Source organism: Daejeonella sp. (assembly GCF_030695525.1).
GTDB lineage: Bacteria > Bacteroidota > Bacteroidia > Sphingobacteriales > Sphingobacteriaceae > Daejeonella.
Genome location: NZ_JAUYSS010000027.1, coordinates 37,601 through 53,384 on the forward strand (window position 1 = coordinate 37,601; position 15,784 = coordinate 53,384).

Below are 15,784 nucleotides of genomic sequence, written 5' to 3' on the forward strand. Positions count from 1 at the left end.
TCAATCAATTAATACATATAAAATGAAATTTGGCATTAATACCTTCCTCTTCACTTCTCCATTTACAAATGAGAGCATTGATTTATTCCCCAAATTTAAAGGCTGGGGTTTTGATTCTGTGGAAATTGCAATTGAGGATCCTTCGCATATTGATCCGCATGTGATCAGAAAGGCATTAGATAAGAGTGGTTTAAAATGTGGTTCAATTTGTGCCGCTATGGGGCCGGGACGTGACCTCAGAGGAACGGCTGAAGATCAACAGACAGCTATTACCTATATAAAAAGCATACTTGACATGATGCCTGTTTTAGGTTGTGGCATCCTGATCGGACCACTTTATTCAGCAGTAGGACGTGCCGAACTGGTAAGTAAGGAAGATTATGCGAAACAATGGGAAACTGTTGCCGGACATTTAAAAATGCTGGCAGATTATGCCGAAAAATTAGGCCTGAAGTTGGCTATTGAGCCATTGAACAGATATGAAACCGATTTTATAAATACCTGTGAACAAGGCCTGAAAATGGTTAATCAGGTGAACAGCAAAGCATTGATGCTTCAACTTGACACCTATCACATGAATATTGAAGAAAAAGATCCCTATCAGGCGATATTAAATGCAGGAAGTAAACTGGGGCATTTCCACGCCTGTGGTTCAGACCGTGGAACCCCCGGTGGCGATCAGATCAACTGGGAAAGAATTAGTTCTGCCCTGCATCAGGTCAATTATGATGGAGAAGTAGTTATCGAATCCTTTATTCCTGATATCGAAATGATTGCGAAGGCCGCGTCCATCTGGAGACAATTTGAACCTTCACAGGAAGATATTGCGATAAAAGGATTGAAATTTTTAAGATCTTGTTTAATTAAATAGTTCTGGAATTGAAATATATATTTAAAACCTTCTGTTATGGAATCAAGACGAAATTTTTTGCACACACTAAGCGCTTCAATGCTTGCTCTATCAATCCCCCGACATGGTTTTGCCAGCGCTGAGGAATTTTTCAAGCAGCCTTATGAAGGGCCCGTTCTTCGGGTTGCGATCATGGGCCTTGGTAGTTACGGAACCCGTGTAGCTGAGGCCATGCAAGCCTGTAAGAAGGCTAAATTAGTTGGGCTTATCAGTGGCACGCCTTCTAAACTAAAGAATTGGCAGAGCAAGTATAATATCTCAGTGAACAATTGTTACAATTATGAGAATTTCGATCGCATAAAAGATAATCCTGAGATTGATGCGGTGTACGTCATTACACCGAATGCCCTGCATCACGATCAGGTGATACGTGTGGCCAAAGCCGGTAAACATGTTATCTGCGAAAAACCAATGGCATTGAATGCTAAAGAAGGTCAGGAAATGATTGATGCCTGCAAGAAAGCGAATGTCAAATTGCTAGTAGGATACCGAATGCACTTTGAACCTAAAACCCTGGAAATAATCCGGATGCGGAAAGAAGGGGAATTGGGGAAAATTATGTTTTTTCAGGGACTAAGCGGCTTCAAAATTGGCGACCCTAATCAGTGGCGATTGAATAAGCAATTGGCCGGAGGAGGCTCGCTAATGGACATTGGCATTTATGCAATAAACGGTGCTCGTTATATGGTAGGCGAAGAGCCTGTTTGGGTTACTGCACAGGAAACCAAAACAAATCCCGAAAAATTTAAAGAAGGCGTTGACGAGACTATTCTGGTTCAGTTAGGTTTTCCTGGCGGGGCGGTAGCGTCTTGTTTATCAAGCTATAATATGAGTTATCTGGATCGCTTTTTCTTAACTGCTGAAAAAGGATTTGCCGAGTTACAACCCTCAACCGGTTATGGGCCCATCAAAGGCCGTACTCATAAAGGCGAATTAAATCATCCGCATGCTACTCACCAAACAGTACAAATGGAAAAAATGGCAGGTATCATTTTGGCAGGAGAACCAAGCCTCGTACCTGTAGATGGCGAAGAAGGTCTGAAAGACTTAAAAATTATGGATGCAATCTATTTAGCGGTTAAAACGGGTAAAAAGATAAATTTGAAATTGTGAAAATTGCTATGGTAAAACTCCTTAAGCAATATTACCACCAAGAATATGGCAATAAGTAAATATAAGACTATCCAGGTACTGCTAAAAACCATTGTAATGGTGGCAATAGCCTTAAGTGCGTTTAAGCTTGCACAATCCGATCCGACAGCATTAAAAATTAAAAAAGGTGATCACATCATTTTAATTGGAAACAACCTTGGCTCAAGGATGATGAACTACGGATATTTTGAAACCGAAATGCAGCTTCGTTATCCCGACAGCATGCTGTACATCCGGAATATGTGCGATGGAGGAGATACCCCGGGATTCAGAGCCCATTCGGGTCGTGCATTACCATGGGCATTTCCGGGTGCCGAAAAATTTCAGACTGAACTAGCGAGAAACTCAAATAGCGAAGGCTTTTTTGATAGTCCGGATACATGGATCACAAATCATAAAGCCGATATTATCATTGCATTTTTTGGATATAATGAATCCTTTCAGGGCCCGATGGGACTTGCAAACTATAAGGCTGAGCTTGAAGCTTTCGTAATTCATACCTTAAAACAAAAGTACAACGGACTAACTTCCCCTCAACTTGCCCTGGTTTCACCCATTGCATTTGAAGACCTGTCGGCTCAATCCGACCTTCCTGATGGCAAAACTGAAAATAAAAACCTGGAACTCTATTCGCTGGCTATGAAGGAAATTGCAGCGAAGCACAAGGTTCATTATTTGGATGTCTTTACACCAAGCAGAAAGTGGTATGAGACCAATGAAAAACCGATGACCATAGATGGATCTCAGCTTACAGAAGCGGCCTATGCTAAATTTGCACCGCTTTTAGCGGATGGACTTTTCGGTAAAACCAGAGTAAACCCTGCTGTTGAAGGCAATCGTCAATTGGTACATGACGCAGTTCAGGAAAAAAACTGGATGTGGCATAACGATATTAAAATACCAAATGGGGTGCATGTTTTTGGTCGAAGATATAATCCCTTTGGTCAGGATAATTATCCTTCAGAACTAAATAAGATCAGGGAGATGACAAGCATCAGAGATCAGGCTATCTGGCTAGCCTTGAAGGGGGAAAAAATGGATCTGGATGCTGCTGATAAGAATACAACAGCCCTTCCGAATATTGAAACAAATTACAATCCTGATAAAAATGGCAGTCTTAAATATCTTTATGGAGAAGAAGCCATAGCGAAATTCAAATTACCACCAGGTTATAAAATTGATTTATTTGCTTCTGAAGTTGAATTTAAAGACATCGAAAATCCGGTACAATTATCTTTTGATAATAAAGGGCGATTATGGGTCGCTACAATGCCGACTTATCCTCACTGGAAACCGGGGGATAAAAAACCGAATGATAAAATTATTATTCTCGAAGATACTAATGGGGATGGTAAAGCCGATAAACAAACCACCTTTTTAGATGGCCTGCATTTACCTGTAGGCTTCGAAATAGCCCCTGAAGGTGTCTATGTTTCTCAGGGTACCAATCTGGTGCTTTATAAAGACACGAATGGAGATAGTAAAGCTGATTCTAAAGAAATCCTATTGAGCGGCTTTGATGACCATGATACGCACCATGCACATCATGCCTATACCACAGACCCTTCGGGTGCTATTTATATGGGAGAAGGAGTCTTTTTACATACGAATGTCGAAACATCCTATGGCCCGGTACGTGCTACCAATGGCGGGTTTTACAGATATAACCCTGCAAGGCATCACCTTGAGCGAACCGCTCAACTCTCCATACCGAATCCCTGGGGCATCGCCTTTGATGATTGGGGACAGAATTTTTTCGCAGAAACCTCAGGACCTGATGTGCTCTGGATGATGCCGGGATCTATCAAACCAAGATATGGTGTAGCCACGCATAAATCAACCAACCTGATTGAGGATAAGCACAGGGTACGACCTACCTCAGGGCTTGAATTTGTTTCAAGCCGTCATTTTCCGGATGAGGTTCAGGGCGATATGCTTATCAACAATACCATAGGATTCCTCGGTACTAAACAGCATTTGATGCAGGAAAAAGGTACAGGCTATGCCACAAAACACCGTCAGGATCTGCTGGTTTCAGAAGACAGAAATTTCCGCCCTGTTGATATGGAATTTGCACCGGATGGCTCCCTTTATCTTGTGGACTGGCATAATGTGCTGATTGGTCATATGCAGCATAATGTACGTGATCCACTGCGCGACCACTCGCATGGGCGTATTTATCGTATCACCTATCCTTCAAGGCCATTGGTACAAGCTGCTAAAATAGATGGAGCAAACATTGAACAATTGCTGAACAATCTTAAATTACCTGAATACCGGACGCGCTACCGTACCAGAAGGGAGCTTCGGGGACGCCCTGTGAATCAGGTTATTGCCCAAATCACGAATTGGACTGCCAAACTTGATAAAAAAGATCCTAATTATGAGCACCATCTGTTGGAAGCTCTATGGGTAAGCTGGGGATTGAATAAGGTAGATCAGAAACTCCTTCGCCAATTGCTTGTAGCAAAAGACTATAGGGCACGTGCAGCGGCTGTACGCGTATTAAGATATACCGGGCATCAGGTTGCTGATCAGACAAACCTGCTGATGCAGGCAGCAGCTGACGTACATGGACGGGTCAGGCTTGAAGCAATTGTAAGCGCCTCCTGGCTTGGAAAAGACAAAGGATTACCAATCGTTATGGAAGCTGGTAAAAAACCCCTTGACGAATGGATGGTTCCGGCCTATGAAACAGCAATTGCTCACCTAAATGGATATGAACGGGTAGTTAAAAAAGAAGAACCATTATTGACCGATCTTAAAGGAGCTGAACGGGAGCTTTTTCTTAAAGGACAAGCAATTTATGCCCGTGATGGCTTTTGTAATACTTGTCACCAGAGTGATGGAAAAGGGCTCGGCAATTCCGGCTTCCCTCCACTAGCAGGTACAAAATGGGTAACCGGAAATGAAGAAAGACTAATTAAACTTGTACTGAAGGGGCTTTATGGGCCAATAGAAGTGCTTGATAAGAAATATCCCGGACAGGTACCGATGACACCTTTTGCAGGAATGTTAAATGATGAGGAAGTTGCTGCAGTATTGACCTATGTGCGAAATTCATTTGGGAACAAGGCTTCGGCAATTTCTGTAGAAAAGGTAAAACTGACAAGGGCAGCGGTAAAAGATAAAACAGGGTTTTACTCACCTGAAGAATTGCTAAATCAACATCCATTAGAGAAATAAACCCATTCAGAAGATATATAAAATGAACAAGCAAACAAACAGGATGTTATTGATCATTCTGATCACTTTTATTCATACCGGCATTTCATTTGCTCAGAGTAATCCACAATGGGTTGTCTATCAGGGAAATGAAGGGCCAGGAAAAGGCAAACATATTGTATTTGTGAGTGGGGATGAAGAATATCGCTCGGAAGAGGGTTTACCCATGCTGGCAAAAATTTTGGCAGAACGCCATGGCTTTAAATGCACAGTTCTTTTTGCTGTCGACCCAAAGACGAATAATATTGATCCCGATAATCAGACAAATATACCAGGGCTTGAACACTTAAAGACAGCCGACCTGATGGTCATGCTATTACGGTTCAGGGAATTACCGGATGAGCAAATGAAACATATTGTGGATTATACCAATGCCGGAAAACCGATTGTAGCCCTGCGCACCTCAACACATGCCTTTAGCTATTCACGCAATAAGGAAAATCCGTATGCCAAATACAGCTATAACAGCAAGATAAAAGGCTGGGAAGGTGGTTATGGCAAACAGGTTCTTGGTGAAACCTGGATCAATCACCATGGCGTACACGCTAAGGAAGGTACCCGGGCATTGATCAATGGCCTTGTGAAAGATCATGCTATTTTGCGCGGAGTAAAAGATATCTGGACCCCAACTGATGTATATGGTATTCTGGGCCTGCCAAATGATGCTCAGGTTTTGATATTCGGCCAAACCACAATGGGGATGAGCTCCACATCTCCTTTGAGCTATGAAAAGTCAGTTATGCCGGTCGCATGGATTAGAAATTACAGCTCAGCAAGTGGTAAAAAAGCAAAGATCTTTACTACAACAATGGGGGCTTCCATTGATCTGATCAGTGAAGACCTTCGCAGATTAATTGTGAATGCTTGTTATTGGAGCATAGGCATGGAAAACCTGATTCCTGCACAAAATAATGTTCAGGTAGTTGGTGATTACAATCCAACCATGTTTGGTTTTGGTAAATATCAGCGAGGGCTAAGCCCTTCTACTTTTGAATGGAAGAAATAGTACTAAATGTGTCTGGGGAAAGCTTGAAACAGAAATGACATCAGAGTCAGGAGGTTCCAGCCTTCGCTGGATCCGATAGCTATCGGATGACAATCCGGGGTGGGTATTGGGAGATTCCGGCCTTTGCCGGAATTTAATTAGTATAGTAAAATAATATAGTCTATTTTAAACTGATCAGGACTCGATCACTACGCCCATTGCACAGAACTTTTCAATACGTTCATTGATCACTTCGCCGATATCCCGCTTTAGCAACAGATCAAGGTCTTTTGTAATTTGATCCTGAATAGTCTTAGCCATTTCTTCAGGATTGTGATGTGCGCCACCTAAAGGCTCCTTGATGATTCCATCAATAAGTTTATTCTGAAGCATGTCGTCTGCTGTCAGCTTCAGGCAGTCTGCTGCTTTCTCTTTATAATCCCAGCTTCTCCATAATATGGAGGAACATGATTCGGGTGAGATTACAGAGTACCAGGTATGCTCAAGCATATATACCCGGTCGCCAATGCCAATACCCAAGGCTCCGCCTGATGCTCCCTCACCTACAATAAAACATAAGATTGGTACTTTTAATACTGACATTTCAAGCAAATTCCGGGCAATTGCCTCACCCTGACCACGCTCTTCTGCCTCCAAACCAGGATAAGCCCCCGGAGTATCAATAAACGTGATTACCGGTTTATTGAACTTTTCAGCGAGTTTCATTAGCCTAAGGGCCTTCCGATAACCTTCGGGATTTGCCATTCCAAAATTGCGGTATTGACGCATCTTGGTGTTCACCCCCTTCTGATGACCAATGATCATTACAGTTTGGCCACCAATACTCGCAAAACCACCAACAATCGCCTTATCATCCTTTACTGTCCGATCACCATGCATTTCAATAAAATCATCACAGATCATCTCTATATAAGACAAAGTGTATGGCCGTTCAGGATGCCGCGATATCTGCACATTTTGCCATCCGCTAAGATTGGAATAGATCTGGTGTCGGGCTACATCTATCTTTTGCTCCAGTTCTGCCAGCGTAGCAGACATATCTACCTTGGTTTTATCAGCTACCTGTTTAACCTTTTCAATCTGCAATTGCAAATCAACAATAGGCTTTTCAAAATCGAATGTTGTACTACTCATAGGTTATCTAAAAGACCCGGCTAAATTAGGAAATTAATACCATCACAAATAAATCTAATTATGAAAATCTGTAAAACCGAATATTTAAAAATTTTAATAAAATTATTGAATTCAGGTATTGAGGTTTTTTAACTTTTCTTTAGCCTGATCCCAGGTATTTGCTGATTTCTTTTCGGTTGCTGCATTATCGATGAGTTCCTGTAGATTTTCAAGAGCTTCAAAAACTGCCTTATCCTTCACTCCATCCTTCTTGAAGCGGATCAAATCCAGAATGATTGCCTTATTATTTCCACTTTCATCGGTTATAAAATTTATTCCATCTATCATTTCTTTATCTTTTACATAGGAAAATTAAAATCAATTCAGTCCTCTTAATGTTCAGGAAATACAAAGATACATGATTGGAACAATACTGGCTTCTGCCAGTAAATCTTAACATAATCAAAAAATACTGACCTTCCCCTGACCCAAAAGTCTTTGGGGATCTCCCTTTTTTGATTTTTTTATTATATTTTACCGACAAGTAAAAAACAAAGAAGAGGAATAGAATATATGGGCCATTTGCCAAAACTTATTGAAGATCTTGCACTAATATTAATAGTCGCTGCCGTCACCACCTTATTATTCAGAAGGATTAAACAGCCGCTTGTTTTAGGGTATATCATTGCCGGATTCCTGGTTGGCCCCCATCTGTCGATCACACCTACCGTTGTGGATACTACTAATGTTAAGACTTTAGCTGAAATTGGGGTTATATTTCTGCTATTTAGCCTCGGACTTGAATTTAGTTTTAAAAAGCTGGTAAGGGTTGGTGGAGCAGCTTCAATTACAGGTCTGATAGGTATAGTTTTCATTACCGTAGCCGGTTATTTACTTGGCCGATGGATGGAATGGTCATTCATGGACAGCCTATTCCTTGGGGGAATGCTCGCAAGTTCGTCCACTACAATCATTATTAAGGCATTTGATGAACTGGGTGTTAAAACCAAACAGTTTGCCCAGGTAGTTTTCGGAATACTTATAGTGGAAGATATTGTAGTGATTCTCCTTATGGTATTACTTTCAACAATAGCTATTACTAATCAATTTGAAGGTTCTGAAATGCTATTTACAGTAGCCAAATTAATATTCTTTTTAATATTATGGTTCATTGCCGGAATATTTTTATTGCCAACTTTTCTCAGGAAAGCTAAATCGCTTTTAGATGATGAAACCTTACTTATTCTAGCCGTAGGCCTCTGTCTTGGAATGGTGATCGTAGCCAGGCAGGCAGGCTTTTCAGCTGAACTCGGGGCATTTATAATGGGTTCGATTCTGGCTGAAACTACAAAAGCAGAGAAAATTGAACATTTAGTTAAACCAATTAAGGATTTGTTTGGAGCTGTTTTCTTTGTATCTGTAGGGATGCTGATTGATCCTGTGGCTATTATGGAAAATCGGTGGGCAATCCTCTGGGTAACCCTGTTGATTTTGTTCGGAAGATTTTTTAGCTCAACTATGGGTGCATTACTTTCAGGTCAACCCTTAAAACAATCAATACAGGTAGGAATGAGTCTGGCACAAATCGGTGAATTTGCATTTATCGTGGCTTCATTAGGCCTTGCATTAGGCGTTACCAGTAATTTTCTATTCCCTGTGGCTGTAGGTGTATCAGTAATAACCACTTTTACAACCCCTTATAGAATTAAGTATTCTGAAAAGCTCTATGAACTGATTGCCAGGATTCTGCCTGCCACATGGATCGAAAATTTATCAAATTATTCATCAAGTACACAGAATATACAGGCAGAGAGCAACTGGAAAAAAGTATTTAGTTCTTATCTTAAGATTGCTGTAACAAATGGTATCATTCTTCTTGCAATGATGCTGCTTTCTATAAAATTTCTCCAACCATTTCTGGATAAAAATATTGAAAACGAGATTTTAAGCTCTTCTGTTGGCCTACTGCTTTCTTTTGGCGCAGCTGCACCTTTCATATGGGCTCTTATTGCTAAAAGGCCTGGAAAATTGGGATATAAGGAGTTATGGCTAGATAAAAAGTACAGTCGTGGTCCTTTACTGGTCCTTGAAATTGCGCGGGTAATCATTGGATTACTCATCATGGGATTCTGGGTAAACAAGCTCTTCTCTGCCATGACAGCAATTCTGATCGCAATGCCGTTGATCGTCTTTGTACTGATGGTATTTTCACAGCGATTACAGCGCTTTTATCATAGACTCGAAGGCCGATTCTTATCTAATTTTAATGAAAGGGAACTTGCTGAAGAAGAAAATGCACACTCTGAAAAGATTCTAAGAAAACACTTCATGCCAAAATCAGACCTTGTTCCATGGGAAGCGCATATGGTGGATATGCAGGTGAATCAAAATGCTGATTATATAGGAAAAACCCTGGAAGAATTGGCATGGCGCGAACAATACGGAATTAACATTGCCTATATTAAACGTGGTGATAAATTGATCTATGCACCAACCCGCTTTAATAAACTACTTCCCTTCGACCATGTCGGAATAATTGCCACCGATGAACAAATGCAGCAGTTTAAACCTGTTTTTGATTCCACCGAAACGATAGACACTGTTGAATATAATGTTGAAGATATTGTGGTTCAAAAGATTGTTGTTGATGAACACAATAAACTGAAAGGGCTTTCAGTCCGCAACTCGGGTATCCGTGAAAAAACCAATGGCTTGATTATCGGAATCGAAAGAAGCCATGAAAGAATTTTGAACCCCAATTCTCAAATGATTTTTGAATGGGGAGATATTGTATGGATTGTAGGTGAACGGAAAAAGATTCAGCAGTTGAACACCTGATCAGTTTTCAGGCCTCAGAAGATCAATTACTGCAACAGAGTTAATGATATTTTGCCTTTCAGAAATTCCGTAACAAGCTACTATATAGTATTCCGGGTTATAATAGGATAATACTTTCATGCGCGACTTCGAAAGGATTGTGAATTCATAGGTATGCGATTCGTAGATATCATACTTTTTAGGACAAAAATTAGGAATTTCCTTCTCATCCCTTATTCCGAATAAGTCATTCTGCTGAAATGTTTTCCAGATCTGATCGAGTGAACCGGGCAATAAATTCAGGCTCTTAAGTCGGCCATTGATTCCCGAATATACATATGCCTTAAGCTGTGCGCCGCTTCCTGTTAAAACGAAATACTCAGATACTCTTGCAGACTTTCCCGGATAAAAGGCGCGAAATGCCACTACAAAATCATTCTCAGAGTTCAGGGAACGCATAAAGGGCTGCACCAAAGAATCATCATAATCCCTCCCATGTTCAATCCGCAACGTATCCTGTGAAAAAACAGGAAAAACGAAAAATAGAATCAATAGGGTAAAGAATAGTTTCAAAATAGCGGCTGTATGAGAATATAAAATTAAGCCAATTTTACTCCCAAACAATCGAGAAGCACTAAAGAAAAAATAGATTTATCTGGAATTGAGATATTACTAACGAGGATCGATCTGGTAAACAACAAGCGGAACAGCACTAAGTTTTTGATTACTCAGTTTTGCCATTTGCATATTAGCCCCGGGACCACTAAATACTGATGCAGGAATTTCTATCCCGCTGCTTTGACTGTTATCCTGAGATAGAATTTGAGTATTCCCGGTTTGGGATTCAAATTTGCGGATTTGAGAAGATGAAGGATTTAGTATTGATATATCCCCTTGCCCTGATTTTTTTTCAGTGAGAGCCGATTTTGACTCAGCAGGCAGTTCAGTAATTTTTACAGACTGAATATCTGAAAGAGTGATGTAAAGTGTGCTACTAGCCACCTGAGCCTTAATTTCAGCGGCGATAAAAAGTAAAAGAATAAAGCTCAGTAAGACTTTCATACATACTCTTACGATAAATATATGAAAAGGTTACAATTCCCAAAGAAATAATTTTACCTGTTAGGTAATTTATTTGGCGAAACGAATTTCTTAGTTTCGATTTTTCGGGGCTTAATAATCAGCTTAATTGTTAGGTTTGCCGGACTTTCAGAATCCAAAACAATTTGAGGGATATTCCTATCAACCTCTACCTCAGGAGGCAGGTTTGTACCATCAACTGTCAAAGTGTATTTCCCAATTGGAAGGTAAAATATTAACTGGCCTTCAAGATTGGTCTTGGTTACATACCTAACATTATTTTCGTCAGTTGCAACTACAGTAATACCTTGCAAATTCCGATTGATTTCATAACTGAACTCATCGAAAACGTAAATTAGATTCCCTTTTATAGTACCTGTTTTTTTAAGCGGAATTTCGAGTCTGTGTTTCTTCTTATCCAGGCTTATATATTGATCAGGTGCATACCAGCCTTTGGTGTTTGACATGCTGACACGATAACTATCATGAGGGAGTTTTTTATAAACTACAGAACCTGAAGCATCTGTAATGAAAGCAATATCGTTGATATAAAGGAGATGACCTTCAGCCTTTGTATCCCCCTGATCAAAAATATTATTCTGATTCATATCCTTATAAATAAGTACTTCCAGATCGCTATTGACAGCACCAGCTTTAGGTAAGGATAGTTTTTGAGTAATCCCAAGTTCCAGAAGACTGAACTGATAATTACTGAACCGGTTATGATTTATGGAAGTGAAAATACTGGATTTAGGTAAAATATCATACTCTGCCCTACCAGTCAGAAAACTACTGCTACCATAGGATGAATTATTCATTAATGCTAAACCTGCTTCAAGTCTTAGTTTATCCCTGTAAAAATTCTTTCTTGCAGTTGGAATAATGCTGAAAATTCTTGGAGAATCCTGACTTCTTAAAAAATTGTTTACCGCTTCACCGACATAGAATGTCCCGAATTGTAGTGTGGAACTCAGATTAAAGATCCCTCTTTTATAGTTCAGATTTGAACGGAAATGAAAGCGTAGCCGATCGTTAAATGAAGTGCTGAAATAGCCACTTTCTGTATTAAGAGATAGGTACTGATTATTAGATATTGGATAATTAAACGATGAATTAATATTCCAGTAGCTTAAAGTATGTACTTCTTTAGTTGAACCGGGTAGTCTGAATGCATTATTTGATTCCTGAAAATAAAGTGGCGAAACTGAGGCAATCATTTTTTTAAATATCGTGCCCGACATTCCAATTTCAGCCCTGATAGTACTGTATTTAGGCATAAATAACCTAAAAGTTGAAAAGGTTTTTGGTGCAAAATAATTATAATCAAATCCTGCCCAAATATTTGACCGTTCTCTCATATAGGTAATCCGTTCATTAAAAGACAATGCACCTCTCCTCATCCCAGGATAATATCCGGAACTAAAGTAATTTGAACTGCTGATTACAATTTTCTTAATTGTGCCATTAATATTAAAACCCGAAGCAAAACTCGGTTTTATCAAACTGATACTATCACGTTGTTGTGTATGACCTGCACTTAGATTGGCTACAATTCTTAATCCTTTATAATTCGAAAGGGTGTAGCTATTGCTCAATATTGCGTTCTTTGAGTTCTGAAGCGGACTTATTTCATAAATTACATTTGTAGAAAATTCAGAATTTTCTTTTCTGTGGGTATAGCCGGCCCATCCTGCAGTACCGGAAGGTAAAAAATTATAAGAATCGTTTCCAATCAGATTTGAATTTCCATCTAAAAAACCTGCCTCATATGAATCATTATTTGTGGTATCATTCAAAAAAAGATTTGCTCCTCTGCCACTGAGGTTTATATCCATGTTCTTGTTAATGTTTCCGGCCGTTATCCCCATATTGCCAGTTTCATAACTAAGCCAGGTATTCCTCATCATAGCTGGTGAGTAAGTGTTCTTCCAATCGGTATAATCAAGACTATATCCCAAATTTCCCGATTTAAGCGCCAGGTTACCTTGCCCATTCAATAAATAGGATTCATTACTAGAAAACATACCCTGCGAGCTGAGAGAAAAACTATTTGCATTATACGATTCATTTATATTTGGATCGTGGTAAGCACGGTCACTACGACCGCTTTGTACTCTGACATAGGCCATCCCAAACACATCTCCATTTGAATATAGTCCGGTAAAAGTCACATCAAAACCTTCCGACTGAAACATTTTTCTTGTAACCGGTTTTGAAATTGTAATCAGCGTATCAGCAGATGGCTGAATTGTAAATTCCTGTGTGGAATGAAATGCCTGATTCTGAAATACAGGAGGAAAACGATTAATTAAGGTTATACGCTGTGCAGTGTTTCCCGGATTGGAAATTCTAACAGGTATTCTTAATGAGTCGGTTGAAACATCTATCAGGATACTAGAAACCAGTGAAAACATATTCACATTTCTCTTAACAGAAACCTGCACTATTGTTTCTGTTGCCATAATCAGATTATTACTTTCATCTGAAAGCACAAACCTTATTACATGCCTCTGGCCGGAAACAGTCTTTTTGGTGATAAATACTTTGACGGGAATAAATAAACTGTCCCCGGGGTTGATTGACACTACCGTTTTATTTTTACTGATCAGGTTGATACTTTTCTCAGGATTGATACTGATTGTACCCACAAGAGGTATCTTTTTTTTATTGACCAGTTTTAAAGTAAGATCGATCAGTTCTTCATTAGAGGCACTAACAAGTGGTTTTGATGGGGTCAAAACGATTAAAGAATCATTTGATTGTGCCTTTAATGTCACAGAATCAAACACAGTTAAAAACAGAAATACAGCTAAAAACAGAAATACAAACAGACCCTCCGGCTCAATCCTAAAAGCAGACCGAAATCTATAAAAACTAAATGAATAGTATAATAACTGTGATATTCTATTTCTCACTTTAAGAATTCTGAAAATGTATTCGGTTTCTTATGAAGAACGCTATTGGGGAATAATTACAAATAAAACTGTTGTGTTAAAGGTGCCGGTTTTACCTGAGAGCCTGCTGTCATTCGCAGCTGTATAATACCTTAAGTCATATTCTACTACCTGTTGGGTATAATCAACCATTGGATTTGTCACGATAACCTGGTCAGCAGTAGAAAGCGCCCTCGAAAAAGTCGATATGCCTCCGGAGCTTGAGGTATACTTCGTAGTCTGAACATTGACTGCGGCAACAGGTATAGTATTACTTTCTGAACCGACTAAATTTATTCCACTGGTTTTAATCAATACCTGATAAGGCTGATAACCAACAACCCTCATCCCTCTGGGTTTATTTACTGATACCCCATTCACATAACTCTCAAGTGTATTAAAAACCAGGTTTATCTCATTTGCTGAGTTCTGAAGTTCGAGTGTAAAACTATTTGAAACAGAGTTTACCTGAAATGATACAGCTACTGTACTTGTAGAAACCAGAACATTATTGGAATTATATAATGAAAAAATTAAGGTCGCGGTATAGGTCCCATTTGGAACCATGAGATGACTCCCTCCCTGAATCAGCATATCGAACTTATGTTCTGTAAAAACATATGCACCAAAGGGTGCATTCGAGCCATCAATAAGCACTACATCGGTATTGTTTAAAACCACAGGTGTATTAGATACCCCGATTTGGGTGGCCGTAGGTGTACCTGTACTAACCCGATTAAAACGCAATGAAAAAAACTGAGGCGCTACCGACTGGCTTCCATTTGTAAAGTTACCGGCTGCCCTCACATGTAAACTCCACTCATCACAGGTCGCTCCATTTGGAGAATATTGTACACTCAGGGCATCGGTTACTGTTTTGCCTGCCATTTGCTCGGCATAGGTAGTAAAGGTACCCTGAGTACTTGAATAGGTATTCAGAGTTGCTCCCTGACAAGTACTGCTATAATTTACAACAAATGAAACAGGAATATTATTGTTAGTTGCCATTACAGCCCCGTTTCTGTCTAGAATTGTTACCGTTAATGTTGTACTATATGTACCTGAACCAACATTCAGGTGATTGCCACCTGAAACTCTCATATCAAAGAGCTGCTGAAAATTTCTGTTTGCACCTGTGATATTTCCTGATGAATTAATCATAGACTTTGCAGTATTGGTACTTAAGCTCTGGTAGCCCGTACCGGTAGTCCCAGCAGGACCTCCGCTAGAGGATGCATACGACAGGGATACAAAGGACGCATCGATAATTGCAGTACCATTACTGAAATTACTATTTGCCTGAATAATCACCGTCCAGCCTGATTGACTGTTCGAATTCAAACTATACTGTAAGGTCAGGTAATTACTACTGGTTTTATTTGTTAAAATATCGGCAGATGTATCAAAAGTAACGGGTGTACCCAGCCATCCATTAATAGATTGTGCTTTTCCATCAATGGTTAAGAAGAGAAAACTTGCAACTAGTAATATCAGCTGCAGTTTGCTAATCCTAATGTTAACTCCTTTTATATTTTTCATCTAATAATT

At 39.7% G+C, this 15,784-nt stretch carries 11 protein-coding genes; 5 read left to right on the top strand and 6 right to left on the bottom strand.

Going from position 1 to position 15,784, the window contains the following annotated elements:
• The first annotated feature begins 22 nt into the window (after nt 1–22).
• The 4 genes from Q8S11_RS06260 to Q8S11_RS06275 are packed head-to-tail and all read left to right on the top strand — an operon-like array spanning nt 23 to nt 6,293.
• Nucleotides 23–871: a sugar phosphate isomerase/epimerase gene (locus Q8S11_RS06260; RefSeq protein ID WP_305661223.1), complete on the top strand. Its 849-nt coding sequence runs from the start codon at nt 23–25 to the stop codon at nt 869–871.
• 36 nt (nt 872–907) lie between these two features.
• Nucleotides 908–2,023, top strand: coding sequence for a Gfo/Idh/MocA family protein (locus tag Q8S11_RS06265; protein ID WP_305661224.1), 1,116 nt, complete (start codon nt 908–910; stop codon nt 2,021–2,023).
• A 45-nt stretch (nt 2,024–2,068) separates the two neighbouring features.
• Nucleotides 2,069–5,248, top strand: coding sequence for a PVC-type heme-binding CxxCH protein (locus tag Q8S11_RS06270; RefSeq protein WP_305661225.1), 3,180 nt, complete (start codon nt 2,069–2,071; stop codon nt 5,246–5,248).
• A 22-nt stretch (nt 5,249–5,270) separates the two neighbouring features.
• Nucleotides 5,271–6,293: a ThuA domain-containing protein gene (locus Q8S11_RS06275; protein WP_305661226.1), complete on the top strand. Its 1,023-nt coding sequence runs from the start codon at nt 5,271–5,273 to the stop codon at nt 6,291–6,293.
• Nucleotides 6,294–6,467: 174 nt separating this feature from the next.
• Here Q8S11_RS06275 and Q8S11_RS06280 read toward each other — a convergent pair whose 3' ends face one another.
• Nucleotides 6,468–7,427, bottom strand: a complete 960-nt coding sequence (locus Q8S11_RS06280; RefSeq protein ID WP_305661227.1) for an acetyl-CoA carboxylase carboxyltransferase subunit alpha — start codon at nt 7,425–7,427, stop codon at nt 6,468–6,470.
• Between the two features lie 111 nt (nt 7,428–7,538).
• Nucleotides 7,539–7,754 (bottom strand): hypothetical protein, encoded by a 216-nt coding sequence (locus Q8S11_RS06285; protein ID WP_305661228.1) that lies wholly within the window; start codon nt 7,752–7,754, stop codon nt 7,539–7,541.
• A 225-nt stretch (nt 7,755–7,979) separates the two neighbouring features.
• Here Q8S11_RS06285 and Q8S11_RS06290 point away from each other — a divergent pair, with 225 nt between their 5' ends.
• A complete protein-coding gene (locus Q8S11_RS06290; RefSeq protein ID WP_305661229.1) occupies nt 7,980–10,244 on the top strand; it encodes a cation:proton antiporter in 2,265 nt (754 codons plus the stop codon).
• Here the strand turns inward: Q8S11_RS06290 and Q8S11_RS06295 are convergent, their stop codons facing one another.
• From Q8S11_RS06295 to Q8S11_RS06310, 4 genes are all read right to left on the bottom strand, one after another.
• Nucleotides 10,245–10,796, bottom strand: a complete 552-nt coding sequence (locus tag Q8S11_RS06295) for a hypothetical protein (protein ID WP_305661230.1) — start codon at nt 10,794–10,796, stop codon at nt 10,245–10,247.
• Nucleotides 10,797–10,895: 99 nt separating this feature from the next.
• Complete coding sequence (locus Q8S11_RS06300; protein WP_305661231.1) at nt 10,896–11,285, bottom strand: hypothetical protein; 390 nt, start codon at nt 11,283–11,285, stop codon at nt 10,896–10,898.
• Between the two features lie 53 nt (nt 11,286–11,338).
• Nucleotides 11,339–14,218, bottom strand: a complete 2,880-nt coding sequence (locus tag Q8S11_RS06305) for a hypothetical protein (protein WP_305661232.1) — start codon at nt 14,216–14,218, stop codon at nt 11,339–11,341.
• A 42-nt stretch (nt 14,219–14,260) separates the two neighbouring features.
• Complete coding sequence (locus Q8S11_RS06310) at nt 14,261–15,775, bottom strand: hypothetical protein (protein WP_305661233.1); 1,515 nt, start codon at nt 15,773–15,775, stop codon at nt 14,261–14,263.
• Nucleotides 15,776–15,784 lie beyond the last annotated feature (9 nt).